The organism is Methanococcoides alaskense (assembly GCF_027594145.1).
Taxonomy (GTDB): Archaea; Halobacteriota; Methanosarcinia; order Methanosarcinales; family Methanosarcinaceae; genus Methanococcoides; species Methanococcoides alaskense.
The window spans coordinates 287,530-313,171 of sequence record NZ_JAQFFK010000003.1 but is presented as its reverse complement, the minus strand read 5'-3'; the positions used below and the strand labels follow the sequence as shown (position 1 = coordinate 313,171).

Here is a 25,642-nt window from a genome sequence, read left to right as displayed (position 1 = left end):
GCTTTTTATGATAAAAAGGTAATACTGCCTTTAAATCATAAAAAAAGCCAATTATAGTAGTTATCTCCTGTTCCGTTTATCTTCCAGTTTCCTTCTGGTATTGACTATACCCATAATGTAAGCTGGAATAATTCCCATGGCAGTACACGTCTCAAGGGAGATACCATCACAGGTAATGTCGAGGTGATGATCTGTAAGGGAATACAATTTCTTCGGAAGACCTTTCCTGCCAAGACCAATGAGCAGAAGATAGGACCGGTTGCGCATCATGCCTTCAGCGATATCTTCCGGAGTGACGGTGAACTTTTCCTCAGGCATTGAGGTGGTTACCACAGCAGTTCCGAACTGGGATTGGAAGCCTTTTTTTGGAAGATCGAAAATGAACAGACGGTTATTCTCATGCAATGCCTTTAGATATTTACCAGACCCGCCAATGGTTGTCTTGTCCATAACATATTCCACAAGTTCCTCCGGGGTCATCTTAAAAGGAAAATCAAAAAGACAGAGGGTTAGACCGTAAGCATAACAGATAGGCGCAGCTCTTGCAATCGCACGATAATGAGCATCAAGCACCTTTATTTTGTCATAAGTATTTATAAGACCAAGTGTTAACACAATTTAAACCTCTTTCAGTACCATACATAGAACATATTGTTTACAGTTATCGTATCGGTCACATTCACGACAATCCTGCCATAAGCTCGCTTTTTCAGACATGGGAAGTTCCACAAAGCCCATTTTTTTGAAAAAGACAGGAGATGTGGTCCTCACATAAAGCCGGTCATGGGAAACATCCCCCAGGAGCCTGGAGATCATTTTTGATCCGATCCCCAGTCCACGATAGGTAGGATGGACTGCAATGGAATGAACTTCACAACATTCCTTTTCCGAAATTGCTGCCACTCCAACGATCTTACCATCCATTTCAGCAACTATGAAATCCTCCATGGGAACATCATCGATATCAAGGAAATATGTTCCCATAATACCTTCAATTGACCTACGATCAGATGCTTCTGCACCCCTTATCGCCACATCGACATTTTCATTCATGTTCAGAGAACCTCATCCATGCTGCCACTTCTGAAACCTTCCAGATCAAGCGTCACATACGGATAGCCCATTTTATTCAAGCAGATAAGGATCGGAATTCTATTTTGAATGATAATAGGAATATCCACAGGCTATACCTCGATACGGGCAATATCATCGTGTACCCGCACCCTTACAGAAGAAATTCCCAAGGAATGAATGAGATCTTCCGCAGTTTCAATTTTTCCAAGGATATCAGAGGTCACTTCAGTGCCATAAGGAAGTCTTGAAAGAAGACAGGAATTTGAAGGTCGATTAGCAACATCAAGTCCGAGATAGGATGCCATCTGGCGAACTTCCCCTTTACTTACATCGAACTCTACATAAGGGGTAAAGATCGAGGATCCAGCTTCCCTCAGGGCTTCCAGCCCGGGTCGGCGACCGGTTATTTCGGAAGCATTTGTCCCCTCCATGATCACATTCAACCCTTCCTCTGAAGCTACGCCTTTTAGCTTCTTGACAAATTGCTTCTTGCAATAATAACATCTCTGAGGATCGTTCATTCTTATACGCTCATCGGAAAGAATGTCATGGTCAACAACAATGTGTCTTATTCCAATAACTTCTGCTGTTCTTTTTGCATATTCAAGTTCACTTTGCGGGATCACAGGTGAATAAAGGGTGACAGCAAGAGCATTGTCCCCCAATGCATCAAAAGCCAGAGCAGCAAGAGTTGAGCTATCCACGCCTCCTGAGAAAGCAACAAGCACCTTTTCTTTCTTAGATATGGCCTCTTTTATAAGATTAATTTTATCGAGTATTTTCAATTCTATTGAGGGGTCCACGCTAAATCCAAAGTACCGAAAAGATAAATAAGTGATGTATGAGGAAAAACAGCTCATAACAGATTATTTTATATTATCTATTTGCATCGATAAAATATATATCTTATTATGATGATAATAGTTATATTGGTTAGTGGACAAATTAGTGCATTATAATAAGAGAGAAGGGTGAAAAAGTGGATAATGAATGGGAGATAGACCTGAAATTGCCGGATATATCTGCAATGGCCACACTGCTGGCAACTGCAACATGTTCTGCCATAATGGGAGCTGCTGAGATCGCTTACACGATGTTGTGGATCACAGCTGCGTATGAACGCCATGGAAAGGACTTCTTTATCGACCTTATCAATGCAAAAGCACTTACATGGACCGCAGAATTCGTTATTGTCGCGGGATCATTGATGTTGCTTTCTTCAATGATGTTCCTGATAACAATGTTCTACTCACTGATACAATTGAATGCGGTGAGAGACCCAAGCAAAAAGATCAGGATGAACGTAATATTCCTGCTTTTCATAATTGCAATGATATTGCTGTTCATAGCACTCATTTCAGCATTGATCCTGAGATATATATGATCGGAAAGACATACAAATAATCCAACAGAGGGGATATCATGAGCTTTACCAATATTGCAGGCACCATAAGAGAAGTGCCAAAACCGGTCGAAAAGAAGAGAACGACCTTTGATGAGATCCAAAAAACGGCTACCAAGACGAAAAGGGTAATGTACCCTATTTCCGGGATCGTGGGACAGGAAATGATGCTTCGGGCATTGATACTGAATGCAATCAATCCATCCATCGGAGGAGTTCTGGTACGAGGCCAGAAAGGAACGGCAAAATCAACAGCCGTGAGAGGATTAGCAGAGATCTTGCCGGAGATCGAAGTGATCAGCGGATGCAAATATAACTGTGACCCCATGGACACCGACACGTTCTGCTGGGAATGTGTGGACAAACAGAGGAAGGGTCAGATAAAGGTAGAAAAAGTACCCATGAAGGTCGTAGACCTTCCGGTTGGAGCTACCGAGGACAGGGTAGTTGGAAGTCTAGATATAGAGAAGGCTGTAAAGGAAGGTACCCAGGCCTTTGAGCCGGGTATCCTTGCCAATGCGAACCGAAATATCCTTTATGTGGATGAGATCAACCTGCTGGATGATTTTGTAGTGGATGCATTGCTCGATGCTGCTGCAATGAACGTGAATACGGTGGAAAGAGAGGGCATAAGTGTCAGTCATCCTGCCAATTTCATTATCGTAGGAAGTATGAACCCGGAGGAAGGAGAGCTTCGACCACAGCTTCTTGACAGGATAGCCCTTCAGGTAGAAGTTGAGGGAATTATCGATATTGAGCAAAGGGTAGAGATCATTGAGAGACGGAACCATTTCAACGATGACCCGCAAGGGTTCAGAAGGGATTTTGAATCCGAACAGGATAAATTGCGTGCCAAGATACTCAAGGCAAAACAGGCAATAGGCAGGATATCCGCAACAAGGGACAATCTGCGAACAATTGCGAAGATATGTGTTGCCTTCAATGTTGATGGTCACAGAGCCGATATTATGATAGAGCGTACTGCACGCACAAATGCAGCCTATGAAGGCAGAGAGAGGATCACCAACGAGGATATCATAGAGGCCGCAGAGATGGTACTGCCTCACAGAATGAGAAAGAAACCATTCGAGGAAGAGGAGTTCAGTGCGGAACAACTTCGGGCCGTAGTTAACGGAACTGTTTAAGACAGGTATATCGAATGAAGGATCAAGTTACCGCATCCCGTATGAGGAAAAGCCTTGACAGGGACTATGATGTCGGGGTGTTCAATCCGGGCAGACCTGTAATGAGCGTTCGGCTGCCCCTTACAGATCTGTCTCAGATAAGTGGGACTGATACCGAGGCTGTTCACGAAAAGCTCATATCGGGAACATGGTCGATAAAGCCGGAAGATGTGAAAGAGATATTCATTATCGCTGATAACGACCATGTGATAGTTGATCCGAAGGACTTTTTCGATTCTTTTAAGAAAGAGCCAGAGATAGAAACGGTCTTTGAGGAAGAACAGGAATTATCCAGGAATGATGACCATGCTATCATGAGGATAACAGTTCCTGAAGAAGTGGTCGAGGAAGAAAACAAAGAGACCGTTGACAAGGTAATTGATGAGCCAGAAGTTCATCTTGTCCCGAGGGAATATGAACCGACCATCGAAACGGGTCCAAAACAGATAAAGAAAGAGAGTCCCGTACTCATCAAGAAAGCCAGGCAGACCGTGGTAACGGATATATCCAGAGCAAAGGAAGAGGCCCCAGAGATTTCAGAGGAAAAGAATACTTCGGAATTACTGGAAGCAGAAGTAACGGAACCAGAAGAGGAAGTAGATAATGATCCTGTGATCGAAGAGCTGGTCCCTATTTCAGAGACCGGAAAGGATACTGCTGAAGAGATAGCAGTACCAAAGTCAAAAGCAAAGCCTGAAAGAGATGATCCTCTCGAAGATGAGAAAGCAGTGAGCAAGATACTTACGGATTTTGCGAAGAACAAACAGAAGAAGAAAGTAGTTTCCGGAAGACTGAAATCAGGCAGACGAGCAGAGGTTCTCACCAAGGGTAAGAGAGGGCGTTATGTCAGGTATAAGATGCCTGGAGATAAGGTAACGGATATCGCCATTGCGCCTACTGTGCGTGCAGCGGCACATCACGCCAAGGACGGAAAGATAAGCATTAAAAAGAGCGATATCAGGGAAAAGATAAGGCGACGAAGGATATCCACTCTAATAAATATCGTTTTTGATACTTCTGATTCCATGGATGAAAAAGAGAAGATCAAGATCACGACAGATGTTGTTCTCGCACTCCTCAAAGATGCGTATCAGAGAAGAGACAGGGTATCTCTTGTTACATATAGCGGAAGGTCGGCAGAACTCGTGCTACCGTTCACTTCGTCCGTGGAGTCTGCAAAGAGATATCTGGAAAAGGTGCCTTTCGGAGGGACCACACCGATGGCCTCCGGCATACTCGCAGGGGTCCAGACAATCCTTCAGGAATTGAAGCGTGAACCTTCAGCTGTCCCTATCATGATACTTGTGACAGATGGTACTGCCAATGTCCCATTGCATCGGGGCGGGAGCATAGAAAGGGAACTGCTACAGGTATGCAAGGGTGTTAGTGATTACAGGATAAACATGCTTGTTGTTGATATCAGCAGGAATGGAAGTGACCTTGCGGAAAAGCTGGCAGATGTTGCCTGCGGCAAATATTACCATCCAGTACTTTTAAGTAAAGAAACACTTTATTCTGCTATAAAAGGAGAGCGTGACGACCTGACAGATATTGCATCTTCTGCCTCTAATCTTCGATGAGGCGGGGTCGTTACCCCCGGGACTGCGAACGCGGTCATTTTTTAAACATAAAAGGCAGGATAACATGTTAGAAGTTCTTCAGGAATCACTCCGTAAGGCACCCATTGTGATAAGAGGCGAATATCCGTATTTCATACACCCGATCTCAGATGGAGTCCCATCCCTTGAGCCGGAGCTGCTGGATGAGATCGCAGACCATATGATAGATATTGCGGGAACGGATTACGACAGGATAGTATCCATTGAAGCAATGGGAATTCCACTGGCAACGGCACTTTCAATGAAGACAGGAAAGCCCATGTCCATTGTCAGGAAGAGGCAATACGGACTTAAGGGCGAGGTAGTCCTTTCACAGAGCACAGGTTATTCAAAAGGCGAGCTTTACATCAACGGAGTGAGCAAGGGCGAGACTGTCCTTGTTGTGGACGATGTTATCAGTACCGGCGGCACATTGAAAGCCCTTCTTCCGGCACTTGAGAACATGGGGGCGAATATATGTAATGTCATCGTGGTCATCAGCAGAGGCGATGGTGCTGCAAAGATGAGCGATATGGGCTATAATGTCAATACCCTTGTGAAGATAGATGTCGATATGAACGGGGTCTCTATTCTGGAGGTGGCCGGTGAGCAGCAGTGAGCCTTTCGATTTTCAGATAGACCATATAATTGAGATAATAAGGAAAGTGCAACCTGAGATCATCGGGCTGCAATTTCCAGAAGGGTTCAAGAGGCGAGGTCCTGCTATTGCTTCAGAGATCAGTGAAGCCACAGGTGTGGAGATCATCATTTCTGCAAATCCCTGTTATGGTGCTTGTGACCTCGATATACCCATTCTCGAAAATGTTGACCTCCTTTTCCATTTCGGGCATGCTCAACTTGATGATAACAGGTATAGCGACAAGGTCATTTTTATAGAGACACGCTCCGATGCGGACGTCAAGGATGTTGTCCTCAAGGGTTTAGAGGAACTCCAGGGGAAGAAAGTGGGACTTCTGACCACTGTACAGCATGTCCATAAGTTGCCGGAGGTTCGGGAGATCCTTGAGGCCAACGGCAAGGTCGTAGCCATAGGAAGAGGCGACAGTAAGATTGCATACGCCGGACAGGTGCTGGGATGCAACTTTTCGGTTGCAGACGACCTGGACTGTGAGGAGTTCCTGTATATTGGCAGTGGAGGGTTCCATCCGCTTGGGGTTTCGCTTGCTACCGGAAAGAGGGTCCTTATTGCAGACCCCTTCTCAAAGGATGTGAGGGAGGTAGACCCGTCCCTTATCATGCGTCAGCGTAGTGCGGCAATTGCGAAGTCACTGGATGCTGAGTCTTTCGGGATCATTGTTTCCAGTAAACCAGGGCAATACAGAATGGAACTTGCCAGGGAACTTAAAAAGCTTGCCGAGGAGAAGGGCAAGACCGCTTATATATTGATACTCGACCTCATCACCCCTGACCAGATGCTGCAGTTCAAAGTGGATGCTTTTGTGAGCACTGCATGTCCGCGGCTTGCTGTGGATGAGGTGGGAAGGTTCTCCGCACCCATGCTCACCCCACAGGAATTTGAGATAGTTCTCGGAAAACGTGAGTGGGAAGACATGGTCTTTGATGAGATAAGGGGAGACTGAGGATCATGAAGCAACGCAAGCTCGAGATCCTCCTTGAAAAGGTAAGGGGGTTCGAGAAGCCTAATATAACCCTGGAACAGTACCCCACCCCGGCTTTGCTTGCGGCGGAGATGCTTCATTTTGCGTTAATGAAGGGAGATCTTGAGGGTACGGTCTATGATCTGGGATGCGGCACAGGAATGCTTGCCATCGGTGCAGCCGTCCTTGGTGCTGAGAGGGTCGTGGGATTCGATTCAGACCCGGGAGCACTGGAGATCGCCCGGGAGAATGCTGAGATGATCGGTGTAGATGTGGAATTCGAGTGCATGGATATCAGACAGGTCAGAGGACATGCAGATACTGTGGTCATGAATCCGCCTTTTGGTGCACAGGTAAAGGGAAGTGACAGGCCTTTCCTCAAAACCGCATTGCGAGTGGCGGATGTGACGTATTCCATACACAATAGTGGAAGTCTGGCGTTCGTGAAAAAGTTCATTCAACCTGCGGTCATCACGGAATGGTACAATACTGGATTTCCGATAAAACGAACATTTAAATTCCATAAAAAAGATGTAGAAAGAATTGAGGTTGAAATTTACAGGATTATTACAGATAATTGCCAGACCGAACAAAAGTAATTGCTGGCGTATTTAAATTATATGAGGGATTCCTATTAGAATAAGAAACCGCAAGAAAACGACCAGAAGGAATATGAAGTCCTTGGGTGAGAAGCCAGAGGTCGAAGAGGAAGTATTAGATACTGCCAGTAAAAAGGTAAAAGTGGCAGAAAATAAAGTAGAGAAGAGGAAAACCGAGACCCCTAAGACTAATACGGAAGATGATCACGTGGAAGAGGAACAACATGGAGAGAAGGTCCTGGTAATGCCTGGTGACATTATCGGCACTACCGAGGAATTTGAAGCAGGGGATAACACTTACATTGTCAGAGGTGACATTCTTTCACTTGCCGCCGGCTTCGTAATGGTGAACAAGAAGAGCAGGACGATATCTGTAAAACCGACCACAAGCATGCCACCAACTATCAAGAAGGGTGATATACTGATAGGAACGGTCGTCAATGTGCGTGATTCCATGGCACTTGTGCAGATAGAGGGAATCAAGGGTGTCGTTGACCGTCAGTTCATCAAACCCGGAATTGCTGCCATTCATGTGTCCAATGTGAAGGAATCATACGTTAAGGAAATGTCAAAGGAGTTCGCCGTAGCTGATGTTGTTAAGGCGAAGGTCATCAACCTCGAGAATATGAGGATGACCACTTCCGGAGACGAACTTGGTGTGATGGTCGCAACATGTGCCAATTGTGGAAGTACGTTGAGGAAAGAGGATCAGATATTGAAGTGTCCTGAATGCGGACGTGCAGAGTCACGTAAGATATCCTCCGATTACGGCACCGGTATTATTTAAGTTCAACAACAAGGAGATTAAAATATGGAACTTAAGATTTTAGAAAAATCTGATGATGAGATGAAAATGGAGATAGCTGGAGAGAGCCATACGCTCTTGAACATGCTCAAGATCATCCTTATTGAAGATGAACGCGTCCATACCGCGTCATATGATATGAAACACATCAATGTCAGTGAGCCTGTTCTTTTCATTAAGACAGAGAATGCTGATCCCATAGATGTTGTCAAGGATGCTGTGGCTAAATTGATCACAGATTGTGAAGAGTTCACTACAGTCTTCACTAAAGCTGTGGAATAATATTTCCACACTTTTTTACTATTTTGACCCATTAGTTGCCACTCTGGAAAGAGAAGTGACCAAACAGAAGTGAGTATATGACACTTGATGATGCTGCATTGAAGAATTTCGGATTCATTGAACGCCCTACTAAGAATATGATCAATATCGATCCCCTGCAGACCGGAGGAATACTGACAGAGGATGCCAGACGTGCTCTGGTGGAGTGGGGAGACGGATATTCCATCTGTGATAACTGCGGAGGCGTTCTGGACCTCATCAAAAAACCCCCTGTGCAGGAATTCATCCACGATGCCCTCCCGGAGTTCCTGGGAGTGGACCATGCGAGGGTAACCCACGGTGCGCGTGAATCGAAGTTCGCTGTGATGCATGCCATTGCCCAGGAAGGCGATACTGTCATCCTTGACGGCCTTGCCCATTATTCTTCTGTTGTGGCAGCTCAACGCGCACGCCTGGAGGTCAGAAAGGTCCCGCATTCGGAGCGCCCGGACTATTTTATAGACCCTGAGGGGTACGGCACCGCCATCGAGGAGACCATCAGCGAGACCGGAAAAGCTCCTGCTCTTGCACTGCTGACCTACCCTGACGGTAATTACGGCAATCTTGCCGATGCCAAGAAGATAGCCTCCGTTTGCCATGAGTACGATGTCCCTCTGCTCCTGAACTGTGCGTATTCCGTTGGCAGGATGCCAGTGAATGCAAAGGAGCTGGGCGTGGATTTCATTGCCGGAAGCGGTCACAAGTCCATGGCGAGCTGCGGACCCATAGGTGTGCTTGGCGTGAATGACGATAATGGCGACTATTCCGACATCATATTCCGAAAGTCCCCGACCAACAAGAACAAGGAAATAGAGCTTCTGGGCTGTACTGCCCGCAGTGGGACCCTGATGACCATGATAGCCTCGTTCCCTGAGGTCGTGAAACGCACCCGGAACTGGGACAATGAAGTGGCCGATGCGCGATGGTTCTCCGAAAAGCTGGAAGCCCTGGGACTCATACAGTTGGGACAAAAGCCCCACAACCACGACCTGATGTTCTTCGAAGCCCCCAACCTCTACGAGATCTCCACAAGGGTCAAGAAGGGAAGGTACTTCCTCTACAAAGAACTCAAGAGCCGAAACATACACGGTATCAAAGCTGGCCTTACCAAGTTCTTCAAACTCAGCACCTTCGAAGTCGGCAGAGAGAACCTCTCCTACATAGTAGATTCCTTCGACGAGATCATTAAGAAGTACGAGTGAGGTTAGCCTCACTTTTTTTTCTTTTTTTTATCTATCCCAAAAGTGCCAACGCTGTTCAAATCGCCCACAGAAGACCAAAACAGCTATAATATAAAACGGCTAAAAGGACATAGAGAAGTTGTGCGACTGTGGTTTAGTGGTATGACCTGAGCTTCCCAAGCTTAGAACCCGGGTTCGAATCCCGGCAGCCGCATCGTCTTCGTATAGTGATTTTAGTCGTTTTTCTAGTGAAGCTACTCTTTTTTCCAGATTATTTTTACCCTTAGGTTGTACAACTACGAAGCAACAAAGCTTGCATTAAAGCGTGCTGTCGAAGGAACACCTACCGTAGATGAAGCCCTTGCAAAGAAGGACTGTGCAGAACACCCATTCGCTTAAATGAATACTTCCTGCGAGTGATCGCAGGATATCCTTACTTTTATTTTAAAAAATATTGCATTTAAAGGAAAACTCTTCTGGCGGCCTGATACGCTGATCCGCAGCTTTTAATGTTTTCATTATATTGGTGGAAAAAGAATTCAACATCCCACCAGCACACCTCAGATAATTTTATACACCCAGAGGTTCTATCTTTTAATATGCCATATCCAGTTGCGCATGTTATGTTCTTCGTTCTCTGCATCTGTGCAATAGCAGTCTATACGATCCTGGTAGCACTCCTTCGCAGAGATATTTCATCCAAAAATATCATTCAGATCCTGTTGCTACTGCTTGTAGGAGGATTTTTTGCAGAGTTCCCGGACATCCCGGCTGTTTATAATATCCTTGTAAATGGTACCATGGAACACTCCCAGATTGGACCGATACCAACGCATTCGCTGTTATTCAGTTCTTCTGCGATCCTATTTGGAACATTTATTGGATATATGATATATCGGGAATTTGGCAAGGCTGTATATGTGGGTCTTTTTGCCATGTCTGCATCCCTTGCACATCTATTGCTGGATGATCTTTCCAGAGGCGCCATATATTATTTATATCCAATATCCAGCAGAGCGTTCAGTGTATCCTCTTATATGGATGTAGGAATTGCAAGGGTTAATTTCATTCGTTATCTAATGGCATCATATGTATTGGTCTTCTTTCTCTTTGTTGTGATCATGATGGCGTTGTTTGCATTGGATCACCTTGGTTTTGAGTTCAGATATAGGCCAGAAAAGTAATCTCATCGTATTTTCAAAATATATTATTCTAACTGTATAATACAAAGAAAAATATGGCAACGGTATTTTGTGACTTTTCTGCACACCTTTTAAAAAAAAAAAGTTCCGTAGGATTTGGGATATGATCCGCAAGCGAATGTCTGGCTATAAAGGACATAAGCTTGTCAGGGCTATGCCAGAACTAGCAACAACCTAATATTACTTATAGTAATTAATTGACGATATCGTTATATATTATTACGAATGACTTGTGATTATAGGTGATAATACAATGAGTCGCGTACTTGGTCTAAATGTCCCTTCATTTACGGTTGGCGCAAGATGGTTTGCAGACAGGATCTTTAATGCTCTTTTTGTTAGTGGTGAACATTCCATGTCCATAGGTCTCTACAGTTGCCCGGGCGGTTCCTGCACATCTTCAGTTGCAGATAACATAGTTGATGGAAATTAAGGGATGACTACCCTCAATAAATACGAGGGGATATAGGCAACTCTTATTTTTTGTATGCTGGTTTTCCGCCTTATTTTAGAGTTTTGACTATAAGCTAAAAAGGAGCAATAAATAATATCGCATATGATTTATAACAGGAATAAAGAAAAGAGGGCACTTCATGACCAATACCACACAATTCACACCGGAACACTATGAGAAGAACATACACCGGACAATACCCCATTATTCCAGTTTCCAAAAGGAGATCATCGACCTCATCAGAACAACAAAACCTGATTGTGAGGCCTGGCTTGACACCGGGTGTGGAACAGGGTCATTAATTGAGCTCGCAAATGAGACATTTCAGGACTGTAACTTTTACCTGAACGACCCTTCCGAAGAAATGCTGTCATATGCAAGGACCAGACTTGGAAAACATGAGGCTGAAAGGTTCAAATTCACAAATTATACCACCGCAGACCTGCCCTTATACGAAGTAACAAAATGCGATGTTGTTACAGCGATACAATCCCATCACTACCTGAACAGAGAAGAAAGGGCAAACACCACAGCGAAATGTTACGAAATGCTGAAAAGTGGCGGCATTTTCATAGCATTTGAGAATACCGCACCTGCAACGGAAAGAGGGATAGAGATCGTCCTGGACAGATTGAGAAGGTTCCAGCTTGAATGTGGAAAGGAAAGTGTTGCTGTGGAAGAGAACCTGAAAAGATACAACACCGTTTATTTTCCTATAACGATTGCCGAACATATTGAAATGCTAAAAGAGACCGGATTCACCACATGCGAACTTTTCTGGACATCATACATGCAGGCAGGATTCTATGCCATCAAATGAAAGAGCGTAATATATCGAATATATCCCACACTCACAGACATTGCTCATACTTTCACGATTTTTGCTCTATCCCTGGTCAGATTCGTGAGCTTGTCTGCAAACCCATCTTCCTCGCCCTTTCTCACCTTAACGGATAGTTTGACCACATCACTATAATCCTCTCCAGTGCCCTGTCCATATTCCTCAGCCAGCCTTTTGACCGACTGCATATCAGAATAATCAAGGCAGACCACCAATTCCACCATCTCATGGACCTCAACTATCCCCGCTTCCTCGATCGCAGCAACTGCTGTTTCCCTGTAAGCCCTTGAAAGCCCGCCAAAACCCAGTTTGATACCGCCAAAATAACGAGTGACCACGACCACCGTATTGCTCAAGCCCTTAAGTTCCAGCACCTTGAAAACCGGCTTACCCGAGCTTCCGGCAGGTTCTCCGTCATCATCATACTTCGCCACCAGAGCATTGTCATTCTTTATCAGGTAAGCCGAAACATTGTGATTGGCATCACTGTACTGTCCTTTGAGCTGATCGATAAAGGACCTTGCCTCAGCCTCACTATCGATGGACCTCACATGACCTATGAAGGTAGAATTCCTGAACTCTTTTCGGACGACTGCAAAAGAACCTACTGTTTTGTACAATTCAACACCATCGCAATTAATGAATGGAAATAACTGCAAATATTTAGAAGGACGGGATACACAATCGATAACTATAACAAACTATAACCAAGAATTAATTGATGATACGTGAACTACCACCTATTAAAATAGGTGACTTCCTGTTTCATAGCCCAGACCAACGTCCGTGACTCCACAGGCTCTCTCCGTAGTCCCTACGGTGCATAGATTTAGAATATTGATTGCTGCATTAACATCCCTGTCAAGCTCAAGTCCACACTCGAGGCACTTGTGTACCCTGACCGATAGACCTTTCCTGACAATGTTTCCACAACTGCTACATTTCTGTGATGTATTGTATGGGTTAACCAATTCGACATACTTGCCAGCTTCTTCCGCTTTGCTTTTTGCCATCTGGATCAGTTGACCCCATGCAACATCCATTATTGATTTTGCAAGATGATGATTCTTAACCATATTCCTGATGCTCAGATCCTCGAACACTATCCAGTCAAACCTGTCGACAAGGATTCTGCTCAACTTATGGTTAAAATCAAGTCTCTGGTTACGTATCTTTCTGTGAACCTTAACAACTTTAAGTTTCTGTTTAAGACGGTTTGATGATTCCTTTTTCTTCTTGCTCAGTCTCTTCTGCTGGACTGCAAAGGACCTCTCAGACTTGCGGTAATATGTAGGAGAATCGAATTGTTCCCCATTGCTCAATGAGACACACGAGTTAAGCCCCACATCGACCCCTATGAATGTAACAGGATCGATCTTTTCAGGACTTGTACCCATATCAACAGAAAAGACTGCATACCATTGATCCCCTTTACGTTTGATAGAACATGTCTTGATCTTGCCTTCTATCTCTCGGTGTTGTTTAATTTTGATACTCCCTATCTTGGAAAGTTTCAGTTTAGTTCCTTCTATCCTGAAACCAGATTGAGGATATGTGAAACTGTTATACCTGTCCTTTCCTTTGAACCTTGGATACCCTGGCGTTTCACCTGATTTGCACCGTCTAAAAAAAGCATCAAATGATTTTCCAAGTCTTCGCAATACATCCTGTTTGATCTGTGAGAATACTTCAGTCCTACACTCGATATACTTGACCTGATTTATCTGGTCAAATGTCGTTAATCCCTGGTTGCATCGGTCATACGCATCCCTTCTGTCCGAAAGAAACTCGTTGTAGATGTATCTGCATACGTCCAGAGTTTTGACCAGAACAATCTCCTGTTCTTTGGCCGGGTACAGACGGAATTTGTAGGATTTCCGCATATTATTATATACGCTTTGATACTACTAATATATATCAGAAACAAGAACAAACAACTTTTTACGCAATTCATCCATCTGTTTCATCTTGCAGTTACACTGCAAGACATCCAGATTAATCTGGATGTTTTCGATGAAATGAAACTCCCATTAAATCTTCGTTTTAATGCGAAATTAAAATGGGTGGTATTCTTGCTTATTTAATTATAAAATAGAGGGATTACATGTTATATCGTAAATTTGGCAATGCAGATGAAAAGGTCTCGATACTTGGATTTGGTTGCATGAGACTCCCCGTCATCGATGGAAAAGAAGATCAGATCGATGAAGAAAAAGCGACCAGAATGATCGAATTTGCCATTGAAAATGGGGTCAATTACTTTGATACCGCTTACCCGTATCATGCAGGAATGAGCGAACCTTTTGTTGGAAAGGTACTTGCCAACGGTCTTCGGGACAAGGTGCTCCTTGCCACAAAGCTTCCATTATGGCTTGTCCAGACAAGGGAGGACATGGACAGATTCCTTGAAGAACAGTTAGAACGCCTTCAGACAGACCATATTGACTTTTACCTCATGCATGGATTTACCAGAGGATACTGGAACAGAATGAGAGAGCTTGGCATGTTCGAATTCATTGAAAGTGCCATATCCAGTGGAAAGATCAAATATATCGGATTCTCGTTCCACGACGACATAACGGTATTCAAAGAGATCATAGATGGCTACGACTGGGATTTCTGCATGATACAGTATAATTTCATGGATGAGGACTACCAGGCAGGAAAGCAGGGACTTCAATATGCTGCACAAAAAGGCATAGATGTAGCTATAATGGAACCCCTAAGGGGAGGAAATCTCGTACAGGTGCCTGAAACAGTACAGCGCATCTGGGACAGTGCCGAAATAAAACGCACCCCTGCGAACTGGTGTTTCCAGTATTTGTGGGACCAGCCGGAAATAAGCATAGTTCTTAGCGGAATGAGCACTTTGGAGCAGGTGGAGCAGAATATTGCCTATGCTGAGAAAGGAGAAGCAAATTCGCTTACAGATAATGACAAAGAAGTTCTCCAAAAGGTGCGCAAGTTCTACAATGAGAAAATGGAAGTCAATTGTACTAACTGCAAATATTGTATGCCATGCCCAACAGGAGTGAATATACCGGCCGCATTTACCTATCTTAACAGTGCCTCAATGTATGGCAATGTTGAAAAAGCAAGTTTCCAATACGGTCTGTTCGTACCCCCCGAAGAAGCAGCCTCCAGGTGCACGGAATGTGGGCTGTGCGAAGAACATTGTCCGCAGCATATTCAGATACGAGAGATCCTAAAAAGGGTTGTGGAAGTTCTGGAAGGAAATGATTGATAGAACACTTCATATATAATTAGATGGAACTTATATGGGTACTTGAAGATTATAATTGTTAACTGAGTAGTTCACCGAAAGGTAGGCAACATCAATGACAGAAAACGGTCGTTTTGTCTCTATTGAAGATCTTGTGAACAAAGGGGAGGAGAAATACAAGTTCCTCATAGAGAATACAAGTGATATCCTCTACATAGTGAATTCAGAAGGAATTGTACTTTATATCAGCCCACAGATGAATCACTATGGCCTCGATCCAAAAGATATACAGAACACTCATTTTAAAGACTACGTGTACCCGGGTGATGGTGAAAGGCTCATTGATGAGTTCTGGAAGACGATGGAAAGTCGTAGAGCTATTAATACAACTTTCAGATTGGTCGATAGCGAAGGAAATCCACATTGGATGGAAAACCTGCCACAGTTCCAGAGCAATAAAGATGGTAGCTCAGCAGGCATCATTGGAGTTCTCAGGGATATAAACGAACATAAGCTCACGGAAGAGGATCTGCGGACAGATCGCAAACACCTTGAAAAGCTTGTTGATGAAAGGACCGCTGAACTGACAAAGGCCAACGAGGACCTAAAAAAGGAAATTGAGGAACGAAAGGAAATTGAAGCTTCCCTGAAAGAAGAGAAGGCCCTTTCAGAAAGTATATTGCGTGTAGCTCCGATCGGAATTGGAAAAGTTACTGGTAGGAAGATATTGGAAGTGAACGATGAAGTCTGTCGTATGACAGGGTATCAAAGGTCAGAAATGATAGGGCAGGATACCCGGAAATTCTATCTTTCCAATGAAGATTACAAAAAGGCCGGGGAAGAGATATACCCCGATCTAACTGAAAAACGAATAGCTACTGTAGAGTACCCTTTCAAAAGGAAGAACGGACAGATAACAGACATACTGCTTAATTTTGCTCTTGCAGACCCTGACGATGCTTCAAAAGGGTATATTTTCACAATGCAGGATATCACTAAGAAAAAGCTTGCTGAAAGGACCATTCGAGAAAAGGAAGCAAAGAACAGAAGTATATTCCTTGCCACACCGATCGGGATTGGTGTTGTCTGGGATAGGGTATTCAAAGATGTGAATCAGGGATTCTGTGATATTGTAGGCTACTCAAGAGAAGAGCTCATCGGAAGGAACGTAATGATATGTTACGATTCCGAAGAGGAGTACAATAAAGTTGGTATTGAGCTTATTAAGCTTATAAAAGACAGAACAACGGAAACTGTCGAAACAAAGCTCAGAAAAAAGGAAGGAACCCCTATTGACGTGCTACTAACAGTAGCTCTGGTAGATCCCAAAGATCCCGAAGTAGGAATGACCTTTACCGCACAGGACATCACCGAATAGAAAAGGATAGACCTGGAAAAGGAGAAGAAAAAGAGACATATTCGGAGTATATTCCAGGCAACACCAACAGGAATAGGGATCACATGGGCACGCAAGTTCCTCGATGTTAATGACAAACTGTACAAGATGTTCGGATATACAAAAGAGGAACTTATCGGACAGAATACTGAGATGCTCTATCCAAGTCATGAAGAATACGAACGTGTCGGCAAAGAACTGAAGAGAATTATCGATAGCAAAAAACCAGGTCTGATAGAATCACAATGGGTTCGCAAAAACGGGGATATCAGAGATATCTATATGACATTTGCACTTATCGATGTTAATGACCCTTCGACAGGGGTTACCTTTACAGTGCAGGATTTTACAGAGAAAAAACTTGCCGAAGAAGATCTGTACAGACTTAACCAATTCCAGCAGACCATCATTGAAAGTGCAGATGTCTGGATAAATGTCCTCAACAAGGATGCAGAAGTAATTGTTTGGAACAATGCTGCGGAGGCCATAAGTGGATATTCCAGGAAAGAAGTACTTGGAACGACAAAAATATGGGATCACTTATATCCTGATAAAAAATATAGAAATGAGATATTCGCCACAGCTAATGCCATCATAAACGAAGGAAAGAAGGTCTCAGGATTTGAAACTGTGATCAAACGAAAAGATGGGAAAGAGCGTATAATATCATGGAATTCAAGGAATCTTCTTGATGAGAGCGGCGAGACCATTGGCTCAATTGCAATTGGAAATGATATCACTAGGCAAAAAGAAGCCGAGAAGGTGAAAAAACAACAAGTTCATTTCATGCAGGAACTTATCGATGCCATTCCAGTGCCAATATTCTATAAAGACAAGGACGGGATCTACCTTGGATGCAACAATACTTTTGCAGAATTTACAGGCATACCAAAAAAAGATATGATCGGAAAAGGTGTTTATGAGCTGTACGAGAACGATATCGCAGAGAAGTACAATCAAATGAATACGGAGCTCATTGAAAAGGGAGGAACTCAGACATACGAGTACTACTTGCGATCAGTTTCCGGACAAAAACGTGCAGTTATTTTCAATAATTCGGTTTTCACAGATATAGATGGTAACGTTGCAGGACAGATCGGTGCCGTTTTCGATATAACAGAGCGTAAAGAGGCAGAGGAAGCCCAAAGAAAGCACGCCCATTTCATGCAGGAACTGCTTGAAGCGATCCCTGCACCTGTGTACTATAAAGATAAGAATGGGAACTATCTTGGCTGCAACGGGGCCTTTGAGACATTTTCCGGTTCAAAATGTGAGGATATGGTAGGAAAGGATGCATATGGGGTATATGATGAAAAGCAGGCTGAAGAATACCACCATATGGACCGGGAACTTGTGAAGAACGGCGGAACACAGACATACGAATCTGAGGTCGTTTACATGGGAGATAATACAGAACGTAATGTCCTTTTCAATAAGTCCGTTTTCACTGACATGAATGGAGAAACTGCAGGACTCATAGGAGTTATCCTTGACATTACTCAGCGCGTGGAATCAGAAAACAAACTGAAAAAACAGCTTCATTTCCTTCAGGAACTGATGGACGCTATACCTGCACCGATGTTCTATAAAGACAAAAAAGGACTATATATCGGATGTAACAAAGCTTTCGAAGATATGACAGCTCATAAGAAAGATGATATTATTGGAAAAAGTGTATATGAGCTTTGTCAAAATGATCTTGCGTATAAATATCACGAAATGGATATGGACCTCATGGCCAGCGAAGGTACGCAGATATACGAAGGTCAGGTCGAAAATCCAGTGACAAAAAGCAGACAAGATGTGATATTCCACAAATCGGTCTTCACGGATATGAATGGAGAAACGTTAGGACTTATTGGAGCCATCCTTGATATCACAAAACGTGTCAGGTCCGAAAAATTGCTTAAAAAATACTCTGAAGAACTTGAGCATTCAAATGAACTCAAAGATATCTTTACAGACATCATGCGACATGATCTATTGAACCACGCAACTGTAATAAGTGGATATACATACATGATGCTTTCTTCAGAAGATGATGAAACGAAGCTGAAAAGATTGGGAAAGATCGATCTCAGTACCAAAAACCTTATTGAACTTATTGAAAGTGCAGCTGCTTTTGCCAAACTGGATTCTACCGATGATATGGAGTTTGAAACCATTGATGTTGGCAATATGATAAATGGCGTTATAGCCAACTTTGAGTATCAGGCAGAAGAAAAAGGTGTGTATATCAGGATAATTTCGGAAGGGTCATGCACTGCACTTGCAAATCCAATGATAGAGGAAGTTTTCATCAATTTAATATCAAATGCATTGAAATACGGATCTGACAAAGGGGACATAGTGGTCCGAATTGAAGATGCGGACGATAACTGTAAGATCGCGGTTACTGATTCAGGCGAAGGTATTTCAGACGAAGACAAGCCATTGGTATTCGAACGTTTCAAACGTGTGGGAAACAAGAGTATAAAGGGAAGCGGGCTTGGCCTTGCCATCGTAAAAAGGATAGTTGAACTCCATAAAGGCAAAGTTGGTGTGGAAGATAATCCTGAAGGACAAGGTAGTATGTTCTGGGTCACATTGAAGAAAGCATAAATAATTATTAGGACATAGTAAAGATATAGAAAAATGGGAGGAATCAAATGGAAGAATTCACAACAGAGGAACTTGCAAAATACAACGGCAAAGATGGAGAAAAATGCTATATTGCATATAAAGGGAAGGTCTATGATGTAACCGAGAGCATGCTATGGGAGGACGGTGACCATCAGGGAATGCATGAGGGAGGCATTGACCTTACAGCTGATCAGGAAGATGCGCCCCATGATGACGATGTACTGGAAGATTTACCAGTAGTGGGAACTTTGAAGGCCTGAAACCTTCTTTTTTTCGAGGCTTTGGTAGCCTCATTTTATTTTTTACCCTATGATAAGCTCAAGAGTGAACAGCATTTTTTGAACGGTTGTGTCCGAAATGTACATTACCAGCCACAATAGATACACAATACGGCAATTTTTGCCCATTTAATGAAAAGTTATATAAACATATTTTCCGACTTGAACCCATGAACAAATATATTGTGAAATGCCCCGGATGCGGGGAAGTTCGTGACCCATACGCATTACACTGCCCTGATGATGATGCATTGCCACGTACCGAATACTTCAAAAAGCAGATCGAGCCAACCGATATGCCGGGAATATGGAGATATTACGATTGGCTGCCTGTAAACGGCATAATAGAGAAAGGTTCCGGCAGACCCGTGACCTACAAAAGCGAAGGGTTTGCAAAAGAGCTGGGATTGAACGACCTGAACATAACTTTCAATGGATACTGGCCTGAAAAAGAGGGTGCCATAAGAACATGCAGTTTTAAAGACCTTGAATCGTTCCCAACCATACAGCGCCTCATGGAACACAATGAGAAGAGGATACTCGTTGTAGCATCCGCCGGCAATACTGCCAGGGCATTTACTCATGTGGCATCAATAACAGGATATCCAGTATTGCTCATAGTTCCAAAGAACAGTACATATAGGCTCTGGACAACTGAAGAGGACACATCTTCGGTCTGTACGGTAACTGTAGATGGTGATTATTACCAGGCCATCGCAATGGCGGAAAAGATAGCAGCAAGGGATGGTTTTGTCAGTGAAGGCGGAGCACGCAACGTTGCCAGACGTGATGGTATGGGAACCGTGATGCTTGATGCGGTCCTCACTACAAAGAGCCTACCCCAGCATTATTTCCAGGCTGTCGGAAGCGGTACTGGCGGAATATCCGCCTGGGAAGCTTCCATGAGGCTCATAGAAGATGGCCGTTTCGGGAATAATATGCCACGCCTTCATCTTGCACAAAACCTGCCATGTGCCCCGCTTTATTCAACCTGGACAGGCGAACAGACCAATGGGAACTGCCCGGAAGAGATGTACGATGATGTGCTGTTCAACAGAAAACCACCATACGGAGCCATCGGTGGAGTGAAGGATGCCCTTGATGACACTAATGGGATCATCTACGGAATAACGAACAAAGAAGCTGATCAGGCAAGAAAGCTCTTTGAAGAGAACGAAGGCATTGACATATTACCTGCTCCTGCAATTGCCTGTGCAGCCATTATGAAAGCTCTGGAAAAAGGCGAGATAAAGGCTGATGAAAGTATTGTTCTGAACATTACCGGAGGAGGTCAGAAACGCCTGGAAGAGGAATTACCGACCCGTCAGTTGGGTGTTGATCTTGAAGTATCCTCTGATGACACCGATGCAGAGAACAAGATATTGGAAAAGGTCGCTGAACTTTTAAAGAACAGAGGTTATTGAATGAACGGTGCCATCGATCTTAAAGTGTGGTGATACAAATGGATGCCAGTGTAGCAGTATTTAACGGTATAAAGATGACAGGTGTGGACTTTGTAGTGAGTGTACCCTGCATTAACCTGAAAGAAATATTCCCCATGATCGATGACGATCCTACGATGATACATATTCCGGTCACGCGTGAAGAGGAAGGTGTGGGTATCTGTGCCGGAGCTTACATGGGAGGAAGGATCCCCGCAATGCTAATGCAAAATTCGGGACTCGGAAACTCGATCAATGCTTTGGCATCATTGAACAACCTTTTTCATATCCCGCTACTCCTTATAATGAGCCACCGTGGTTGTGAAGGGGAGACGATCTGTGCACAGTACCCAATGGGACAAATGACACCTTCGTTACTCGATACCCTTGACATACCATATGTAGTTCCCACGATCGATACTGTGGAAGACGCAATACATTATGCGTGGAGAATAGCCATTGAAAAAAAGAGACCTGTAGCGGTTCTTCTTGAGATCGGGTTCTGGGAGGCAGAATGAAACGTTTCAATGCCATTAAAGCGATAGTTCAAAAGGCAGAAGATAAGGATTCACTCCTCATCTGCAATATTGGATACCCTTCCCGCGAACTACATGATCTGAAAGACAGGAGCGCAAACTTCTACATGCTGGGTTCAATGGGACTTTCATCATCCATCGGTCTTGGAGTTGCCCTTTCAGTTCCCGACAGGCATGTCATAGCAATAGACGGGGACGGTTCGGTCCTGATGAACATGGGAAGTCTTGCCACCATTGCACACCAACATCCTGAAAATTACCTTTTGATAATAATAGATAATGGAGCCTACGGTTCTACCGGAGACCAGCTCACAGCCACAGCTCTTGGTACCGATCTCGCAATCGTTGCAAAAGGAGCTGGTATCGATGAAGTTCATAATACGTTCAGCGAAGAGGAATTCAGGGAGAAACTAAAAAATGTTGACAGGGGAGTAATTGTGGTGCACGTTGATGCAGGAAATTCAAAAGTTCCTGTGATACACCTGACCCCTGAAAAGATAATCGAAAGGTTCATGTCCGAATGCGCTCGACCATCGATGTCATCCTGAAAGAACCATCAAGTATCTGTTCTTTTAACTTTTCGGATAATTCCAGAGCCCTTTTCTTATCAGACTGACGCAGGACGATAGGAACATTTGTGGACTCCCCTCCAAGCTCAAAATTGATGGAGCCAAGATTGGCAGTGTAAACATCGGTCACACACAGAGTGGAACAAAGACCGCAATTGAAACATGTGTACCGGTCAAGTTTTACCTCACCGTCCTCAAAGCTGATAGAAGCCATGGGACACATCTCCGCAGGTTCACACAAAGTACAGCCAATGCATTCATTCGGGCTGAAATCTATCATAAGGTCCGTACCTTCCCATACATCGCCATAGTCGGAATAACCAACACATGCCCTTTTATCAACGGCCATTACCGGCATCTTAAGCTGCCTGTCACGTTCCTTTATCGATTCGAGCACTGAATCACTTGTCACAGGAACAGGCACAGCCCAGGAAACAATACATTCCGGACCGGCTGAAGTGAAAAAACCACCCATGTATTCAGGTTTCATCCCATGCATATCCGCAAAGGCAGTAAGGTTAGGTTTTTCTGCACTGCTGCGGGTCCCGGGCCCCATTATGAAACCTTCGGAGCCGTTCATGAGCATCCGCGTTCCAATCCCAATGGATTCCAGGAGAGGATCGTTCTTAACCGGATTAATCTGACCGCAACCGGAAATAGTAGCCTCTGTAAGCCTTGGACCAAACTCCATGGCATGGAATATACTGGCTGCCGGCTCATCCGAAGTGTTCACAAATGCGGAATAGTTCTTGAAAGCATGCCTCGTACCGTAGAGCATAGCATACGGCATATCATCAAGTGTTACATGTGTCTTGAACGATTCACCTTTATCAGTAACTACTTTGACCTCCACAGACATTCTTTCTGCAAGGTCACGGAAAAGATGACCAGCACCATAACGGGAATCATCTACACTATGGTCTGTACCGAAAAGCATCAGGTCAAGAATACCAAGCCTTTCGTTCGGACAGGGACCAACGTGTGCAGGCACACCATTCATATAGACTTCTTTTGCACGTAAGAAACTGTGTGAAGACTCCACAGGAAATGACAGGATCGCGTATGTACCACTCATTATGGCACGCGTAGCTGCTGTCACGACATCCACATCTTCAGCTCTTATATCTTCCCCACTATCCACAAGATCGCAGACCTGTTGAGCAGTAAGCACGACTGCATCTCCTTTTTCGATCTTGCGATTTATCTGTTCAATGCTTTGTTCCATGAGATCACCTTATTATTCTGTTAAATATCCCCACCTACAAAGAGAGGTGCTACCTTTGATATCATTTCTGGTGAGCCCATGAGTACAAGCACATCGCCTGATACCAGAACGAGATCTGCATCAGGATTCGCTATGATATCCGAACCTCTCCTGATAGCAAGCAAGGTGACACTGTACTTTTTCCTGAGATCAAGCTGTAATAGGTTCTTGCCAACTGCAAAGGAGGATGCTCGCACTCTCAGATTGGTGATATCCATTTCCGGCAGATCGAACTCCATGTCATAAATGTTCATGGAACCTGACATTGTCCTGAACATCTCATATCCATCTGAACGGATCTCCGAGATGAACTTCTCGATCTCGTCCTTGGGAATGAGGTACCGCTTCATCAAACGCACGAATATTTCTATTGAGGTCTCAAATTCTTCAGGTATCACCTCGTTGGCACCCAGCTCATAAAGCGGCTCCATTTCCTGAAGATACTGGGTACGTGCGATAATATGGATATTGGGATTCATCTTACGTGCCAATGCAATAGCCCTTCTTGTACCTGCAGGGTCAGAGATACAAACGACCATTACCCTCGCATCTTTGATATCCGCATGCTCCAAAACACCCTGCTGGGAAGAATCACCATAATAGATGAGCTCGCCTTTTAGCTGCTCCTTCCTGACCGTTTCAGGGTTCGTGTCAAGGATAAGATAAGGAATGCCTGCAACCGTTGCAGCTTTTGCAACTGTCCTGCCATTAAAACCAAATCCTGCAATGATAAGATGGTCTTCCAGGTGATCCTTCTTGTCAAGTACCGGCATCATTTTACGGGAGTGGAAACCACATTTCATTTTTGAAGGAATTGGAAGGTTCACAATTTTGTCCGCAACTTTCGGAGACAGGGACATCACAGATGATGTGACTGCCATAGTAAGAATAGAGACCACAAGGAAAAGCTGGTAGACATCGTCGGTGAGCAGCCCAAATTCCACACCGAACGTGGAGAGAACGAAGGCGAACTCACCTACTTGTGCAAGACCAAGTCCTGCCATTACAGCCGTATGCAAAGGGAAACCAAGCAAATACGAAGACATTCCTGCAATTACCGATTTGAGCATTAATACACAGACTGCGACTAGTATGAACAGAACAGGATCATTGAAGAAATAACCAAGGTCAAGCAGCATCCCTATGGATATGAAAAAGAAGCTCATGAAAATATCACGGAATGGTATGAGGTTACTCAGTGCCTGATGACTATATTCGGATTCGGAGATGATAAGCCCTGCAAGGAATGCCCCCAGAGCAAGGGATAGGCCCAGACTCGATGTTAACCATGCGACAGAAAGGCAAATGACGATTATACTGAGAAAGAACAGTTCGGAATCCCTTGTCTTTGTTATCTGGAAAAGTACTTGTGGAACGATCCATTTTGCACTTGCAAAAACAAGAAGGATCAAGCCAAGCCCTTTTGCGATGATAGGAATAAAAGCAGCATCCGACATGGAGCCAGCACCTGCAAGGAATGGAGTGATAAGTATCATTGGTACGACAATGACATCCTGATACAATAGAACTGCAAGTGAAAAACGACCGTGAGGTGCCTGAAGTTCCCCACGTTTCTGCAACAGTTTGAGCACGATGGCAGTACTGCTCAGAGAGAAAAGGAAGCCAATGAAGATCGATTCGCCTATACCGTATCCAAGGTAGTTGGCAATGAAAAAGACAGCAATAATTGTAAGAAGGACCTGAATAGAGCCTCCGAATACAACCGCTCTTTTGATCTTCCAGAGATCTTTAATGGACAGCTCCACACCGATAGTGAACAAAAGAAGGACGATGCCCATCTCCGCAAGTACCTCCACCTCTTCGACGGCATCTATAAAACCATAACCATGGGGACCTACAAGTATTCCGGTCACAAGAAAACCGACAATAATGGGAATGTGAAGGCGATGACATAAGTAAAGGATCACTATGGATAGACCAAAGATTATGGTAAGATCGTTTATTATCAAAGATATCAACCCGTATTTTCCTTTGCTTTATAGTATATAAGCTAACAAGAATTCTCTAGAGC

The 25,642-nt window shown here is 44.0% G+C and carries 28 protein-coding genes and 1 tRNA gene; 21 read left to right on the top strand and 8 right to left on the bottom strand.

Going from position 1 to position 25,642, the window contains the following annotated elements:
- Positions 1-60 precede the first annotated feature (60 nt).
- Genes PBV53_RS05300 through larE form a run of 4 tightly spaced genes read right to left on the bottom strand, consistent with a single transcriptional unit; the run spans position 61 to position 1,877 of the window.
- Positions 61-615: a DUF531 domain-containing protein gene (locus tag PBV53_RS05300; protein WP_270096129.1), complete on the bottom strand. Its 555-nt coding sequence runs from the start codon at positions 613-615 to the stop codon at positions 61-63.
- Positions 616-618: 3 nt separating this feature from the next.
- Positions 619-1,053 carry a GNAT family N-acetyltransferase gene (locus PBV53_RS05295; RefSeq protein ID WP_270096128.1) on the bottom strand — a complete coding sequence of 145 codons (435 nt, stop codon included), beginning with the start codon at positions 1,051-1,053 and terminating at the stop codon, positions 619-621.
- A 2-nt stretch (positions 1,054-1,055) separates the two neighbouring features.
- Positions 1,056-1,181 (bottom strand): hypothetical protein, encoded by a 126-nt coding sequence (locus PBV53_RS05290; protein WP_270096127.1) that lies wholly within the window; start codon positions 1,179-1,181, stop codon positions 1,056-1,058.
- A 3-nt stretch (positions 1,182-1,184) separates the two neighbouring features.
- Positions 1,185-1,877, bottom strand: a complete 693-nt coding sequence (gene larE, locus PBV53_RS05285) for an ATP-dependent sacrificial sulfur transferase LarE (RefSeq protein ID WP_270096126.1) — start codon at positions 1,875-1,877, stop codon at positions 1,185-1,187.
- A 176-nt stretch (positions 1,878-2,053) separates the two neighbouring features.
- Between larE and PBV53_RS05280 the strand changes: the two genes are divergently transcribed.
- From PBV53_RS05280 to PBV53_RS05215, 14 genes are all read left to right on the top strand, one after another.
- The gene (locus PBV53_RS05280; RefSeq protein WP_270096125.1) at positions 2,054-2,458 is read left to right on the top strand and encodes a hypothetical protein; all 405 of its coding nucleotides are present in this window, start codon (positions 2,054-2,056) and stop codon (positions 2,456-2,458) included.
- A gap of 38 nt (positions 2,459-2,496) precedes the next feature.
- Complete coding sequence (locus PBV53_RS05275) at positions 2,497-3,621, top strand: magnesium chelatase ATPase subunit I (protein ID WP_270096124.1); 1,125 nt, start codon at positions 2,497-2,499, stop codon at positions 3,619-3,621.
- A 14-nt stretch (positions 3,622-3,635) separates the two neighbouring features.
- Positions 3,636-5,240: a VWA domain-containing protein gene (locus tag PBV53_RS05270; protein WP_270096123.1), complete on the top strand. Its 1,605-nt coding sequence runs from the start codon at positions 3,636-3,638 to the stop codon at positions 5,238-5,240.
- Between the two features lie 64 nt (positions 5,241-5,304).
- Positions 5,305-5,877, top strand: a complete 573-nt coding sequence (gene hpt / locus PBV53_RS05265; RefSeq protein WP_270096122.1) for a hypoxanthine/guanine phosphoribosyltransferase — start codon at positions 5,305-5,307, stop codon at positions 5,875-5,877.
- A complete protein-coding gene (dph2, locus tag PBV53_RS05260; RefSeq protein WP_270096121.1) occupies positions 5,864-6,859 on the top strand; it encodes a diphthamide biosynthesis enzyme Dph2 in 996 nt (331 codons plus the stop codon). Before hpt ends, dph2 begins: the two co-directional genes overlap by 14 nt.
- A gap of 5 nt (positions 6,860-6,864) precedes the next feature.
- Positions 6,865-7,476: an METTL5 family protein gene (locus PBV53_RS05255; RefSeq protein ID WP_270096120.1), complete on the top strand. Its 612-nt coding sequence runs from the start codon at positions 6,865-6,867 to the stop codon at positions 7,474-7,476.
- Between the two features lie 73 nt (positions 7,477-7,549).
- Positions 7,550-8,263 carry an exosome complex RNA-binding protein Csl4 gene (locus tag PBV53_RS05250; protein WP_270096119.1) on the top strand — a complete coding sequence of 238 codons (714 nt, stop codon included), beginning with the start codon at positions 7,550-7,552 and terminating at the stop codon, positions 8,261-8,263.
- Between the two features lie 24 nt (positions 8,264-8,287).
- Positions 8,288-8,563, top strand: coding sequence for a DNA-directed RNA polymerase subunit L (locus PBV53_RS05245; RefSeq protein WP_270096118.1), 276 nt, complete (start codon positions 8,288-8,290; stop codon positions 8,561-8,563).
- Between the two features lie 77 nt (positions 8,564-8,640).
- Positions 8,641-9,804 carry an O-phospho-L-seryl-tRNA:Cys-tRNA synthase gene (gene pscS, locus PBV53_RS05240; protein WP_270096117.1) on the top strand — a complete coding sequence of 388 codons (1,164 nt, stop codon included), beginning with the start codon at positions 8,641-8,643 and terminating at the stop codon, positions 9,802-9,804.
- Between the two features lie 122 nt (positions 9,805-9,926).
- Positions 9,927-9,997: transfer RNA gene (locus PBV53_RS05235), tRNA-Gly, on the top strand.
- 74 nt (positions 9,998-10,071) lie between these two features.
- Positions 10,072-10,182, top strand: coding sequence for a formaldehyde-activating enzyme (locus PBV53_RS05230; RefSeq protein WP_270096116.1), 111 nt, complete (start codon positions 10,072-10,074; stop codon positions 10,180-10,182).
- A 200-nt stretch (positions 10,183-10,382) separates the two neighbouring features.
- Entirely contained in the window at positions 10,383-10,967 is a 585-nt protein-coding gene (locus tag PBV53_RS05225; RefSeq protein ID WP_270096115.1) for a metal-dependent hydrolase, read from the top strand.
- A 271-nt stretch (positions 10,968-11,238) separates the two neighbouring features.
- A complete protein-coding gene (locus PBV53_RS05220) occupies positions 11,239-11,418 on the top strand; it encodes a hypothetical protein (RefSeq protein WP_270096114.1) in 180 nt (59 codons plus the stop codon).
- 160 nt (positions 11,419-11,578) lie between these two features.
- Positions 11,579-12,259, top strand: coding sequence for a class I SAM-dependent methyltransferase (locus PBV53_RS05215; RefSeq protein WP_270096113.1), 681 nt, complete (start codon positions 11,579-11,581; stop codon positions 12,257-12,259).
- 44 nt (positions 12,260-12,303) lie between these two features.
- Here the strand turns inward: PBV53_RS05215 and PBV53_RS05210 are convergent, their stop codons facing one another.
- Together PBV53_RS05210 and PBV53_RS05205 are read right to left on the bottom strand one after the other, a co-directional pair.
- On the bottom strand, positions 12,304-12,900 hold the full coding sequence (locus PBV53_RS05210; protein WP_270096112.1) for an IMPACT family protein: 597 nt from the start codon (positions 12,898-12,900) through the stop codon (positions 12,304-12,306).
- Between the two features lie 123 nt (positions 12,901-13,023).
- A complete protein-coding gene (locus tag PBV53_RS05205) occupies positions 13,024-14,163 on the bottom strand; it encodes an RNA-guided endonuclease InsQ/TnpB family protein (protein ID WP_270096111.1) in 1,140 nt (379 codons plus the stop codon).
- Between the two features lie 221 nt (positions 14,164-14,384).
- On the opposite strand from PBV53_RS05205, the gene PBV53_RS05200 reads away from it, so the two are divergent.
- From PBV53_RS05200 to comE, 7 genes are all read left to right on the top strand, one after another.
- Positions 14,385-15,524, top strand: coding sequence for an aldo/keto reductase (locus PBV53_RS05200; RefSeq protein ID WP_270096110.1), 1,140 nt, complete (start codon positions 14,385-14,387; stop codon positions 15,522-15,524).
- A gap of 94 nt (positions 15,525-15,618) precedes the next feature.
- Positions 15,619-16,881, top strand: coding sequence for a PAS domain S-box protein (locus PBV53_RS05195; RefSeq protein ID WP_270096109.1), 1,263 nt, complete (start codon positions 15,619-15,621; stop codon positions 16,879-16,881).
- A gap of 6 nt (positions 16,882-16,887) precedes the next feature.
- Complete coding sequence (locus tag PBV53_RS05190; protein WP_333482266.1) at positions 16,888-19,500, top strand: sensor histidine kinase; 2,613 nt, start codon at positions 16,888-16,890, stop codon at positions 19,498-19,500.
- A 47-nt stretch (positions 19,501-19,547) separates the two neighbouring features.
- Entirely contained in the window at positions 19,548-19,781 is a 234-nt protein-coding gene (locus tag PBV53_RS05185; RefSeq protein WP_270096108.1) for a cytochrome b5 domain-containing protein, read from the top strand.
- Positions 19,782-19,969: 188 nt separating this feature from the next.
- Positions 19,970-21,223: a cysteate synthase gene (locus tag PBV53_RS05180; RefSeq protein ID WP_270096107.1), complete on the top strand. Its 1,254-nt coding sequence runs from the start codon at positions 19,970-19,972 to the stop codon at positions 21,221-21,223.
- A 38-nt stretch (positions 21,224-21,261) separates the two neighbouring features.
- On the top strand, positions 21,262-21,759 hold the full coding sequence (comD, locus tag PBV53_RS05175) for a sulfopyruvate decarboxylase subunit alpha (protein ID WP_270096106.1): 498 nt from the start codon (positions 21,262-21,264) through the stop codon (positions 21,757-21,759).
- Positions 21,756-22,325 carry a sulfopyruvate decarboxylase subunit beta gene (gene comE, locus PBV53_RS05170; RefSeq protein WP_270096105.1) on the top strand — a complete coding sequence of 190 codons (570 nt, stop codon included), beginning with the start codon at positions 21,756-21,758 and terminating at the stop codon, positions 22,323-22,325. Before comD ends, comE begins: the two co-directional genes overlap by 4 nt.
- Here the strand turns inward: comE and PBV53_RS05165 are convergent.
- Both PBV53_RS05165 and PBV53_RS05160 read right to left on the bottom strand, forming a co-directional pair.
- Positions 22,288-23,571 (bottom strand): methanogenesis marker 16 metalloprotein, encoded by a 1,284-nt coding sequence (locus PBV53_RS05165; protein ID WP_270096104.1) that lies wholly within the window; start codon positions 23,569-23,571, stop codon positions 22,288-22,290. The genes comE and PBV53_RS05165 overlap by 38 nt on opposite strands.
- Positions 23,572-23,591: 20 nt before the next feature.
- The gene (locus tag PBV53_RS05160) at positions 23,592-25,580 is read right to left on the bottom strand and encodes a monovalent cation:proton antiporter family protein (RefSeq protein ID WP_270096103.1); all 1,989 of its coding nucleotides are present in this window, start codon (positions 25,578-25,580) and stop codon (positions 23,592-23,594) included.
- Positions 25,581-25,642: the final 62 nt, after the last annotated feature.

Coding starts and splice junctions, on each gene's coding strand:
- PBV53_RS05295 (WP_270096128.1), bottom strand. CDS start 1,053: ATGAATGAAAATGTCGATGTGGCGATAAGGGGTGCAGAAGCATCTGAT.
- PBV53_RS05275 (WP_270096124.1), top strand. CDS start 2,497: ATGAGCTTTACCAATATTGCAGGCACCATAAGAGAAGTGCCAAAACCG.
- PBV53_RS05270 (WP_270096123.1), top strand. CDS start 3,636: ATGAAGGATCAAGTTACCGCATCCCGTATGAGGAAAAGCCTTGACAGG.
- hpt (WP_270096122.1), top strand. CDS start 5,305: ATGTTAGAAGTTCTTCAGGAATCACTCCGTAAGGCACCCATTGTGATA.
- PBV53_RS05255 (WP_270096120.1), top strand. CDS start 6,865: ATGAAGCAACGCAAGCTCGAGATCCTCCTTGAAAAGGTAAGGGGGTTC.
- PBV53_RS05250 (WP_270096119.1), top strand. CDS start 7,550: ATGAAGTCCTTGGGTGAGAAGCCAGAGGTCGAAGAGGAAGTATTAGAT.
- PBV53_RS05245 (WP_270096118.1), top strand. CDS start 8,288: ATGGAACTTAAGATTTTAGAAAAATCTGATGATGAGATGAAAATGGAG.
- pscS (WP_270096117.1), top strand. CDS start 8,641: ATGACACTTGATGATGCTGCATTGAAGAATTTCGGATTCATTGAACGC.
- PBV53_RS05225 (WP_270096115.1), top strand. CDS start 10,383: ATGCCATATCCAGTTGCGCATGTTATGTTCTTCGTTCTCTGCATCTGT.
- PBV53_RS05220 (WP_270096114.1), top strand. CDS start 11,239: ATGAGTCGCGTACTTGGTCTAAATGTCCCTTCATTTACGGTTGGCGCA.
- PBV53_RS05215 (WP_270096113.1), top strand. CDS start 11,579: ATGACCAATACCACACAATTCACACCGGAACACTATGAGAAGAACATA.
- PBV53_RS05205 (WP_270096111.1), bottom strand. CDS start 14,163: ATGCGGAAATCCTACAAATTCCGTCTGTACCCGGCCAAAGAACAGGAG.
- PBV53_RS05200 (WP_270096110.1), top strand. CDS start 14,385: ATGTTATATCGTAAATTTGGCAATGCAGATGAAAAGGTCTCGATACTT.
- PBV53_RS05195 (WP_270096109.1), top strand. CDS start 15,619: ATGACAGAAAACGGTCGTTTTGTCTCTATTGAAGATCTTGTGAACAAA.
- PBV53_RS05185 (WP_270096108.1), top strand. CDS start 19,548: ATGGAAGAATTCACAACAGAGGAACTTGCAAAATACAACGGCAAAGAT.
- PBV53_RS05180 (WP_270096107.1), top strand. CDS start 19,970: ATGAACAAATATATTGTGAAATGCCCCGGATGCGGGGAAGTTCGTGAC.
- comD (WP_270096106.1), top strand. CDS start 21,262: ATGGATGCCAGTGTAGCAGTATTTAACGGTATAAAGATGACAGGTGTG.
- comE (WP_270096105.1), top strand. CDS start 21,756: ATGAAACGTTTCAATGCCATTAAAGCGATAGTTCAAAAGGCAGAAGAT.
- PBV53_RS05165 (WP_270096104.1), bottom strand. CDS start 23,571: ATGGAACAAAGCATTGAACAGATAAATCGCAAGATCGAAAAAGGAGAT.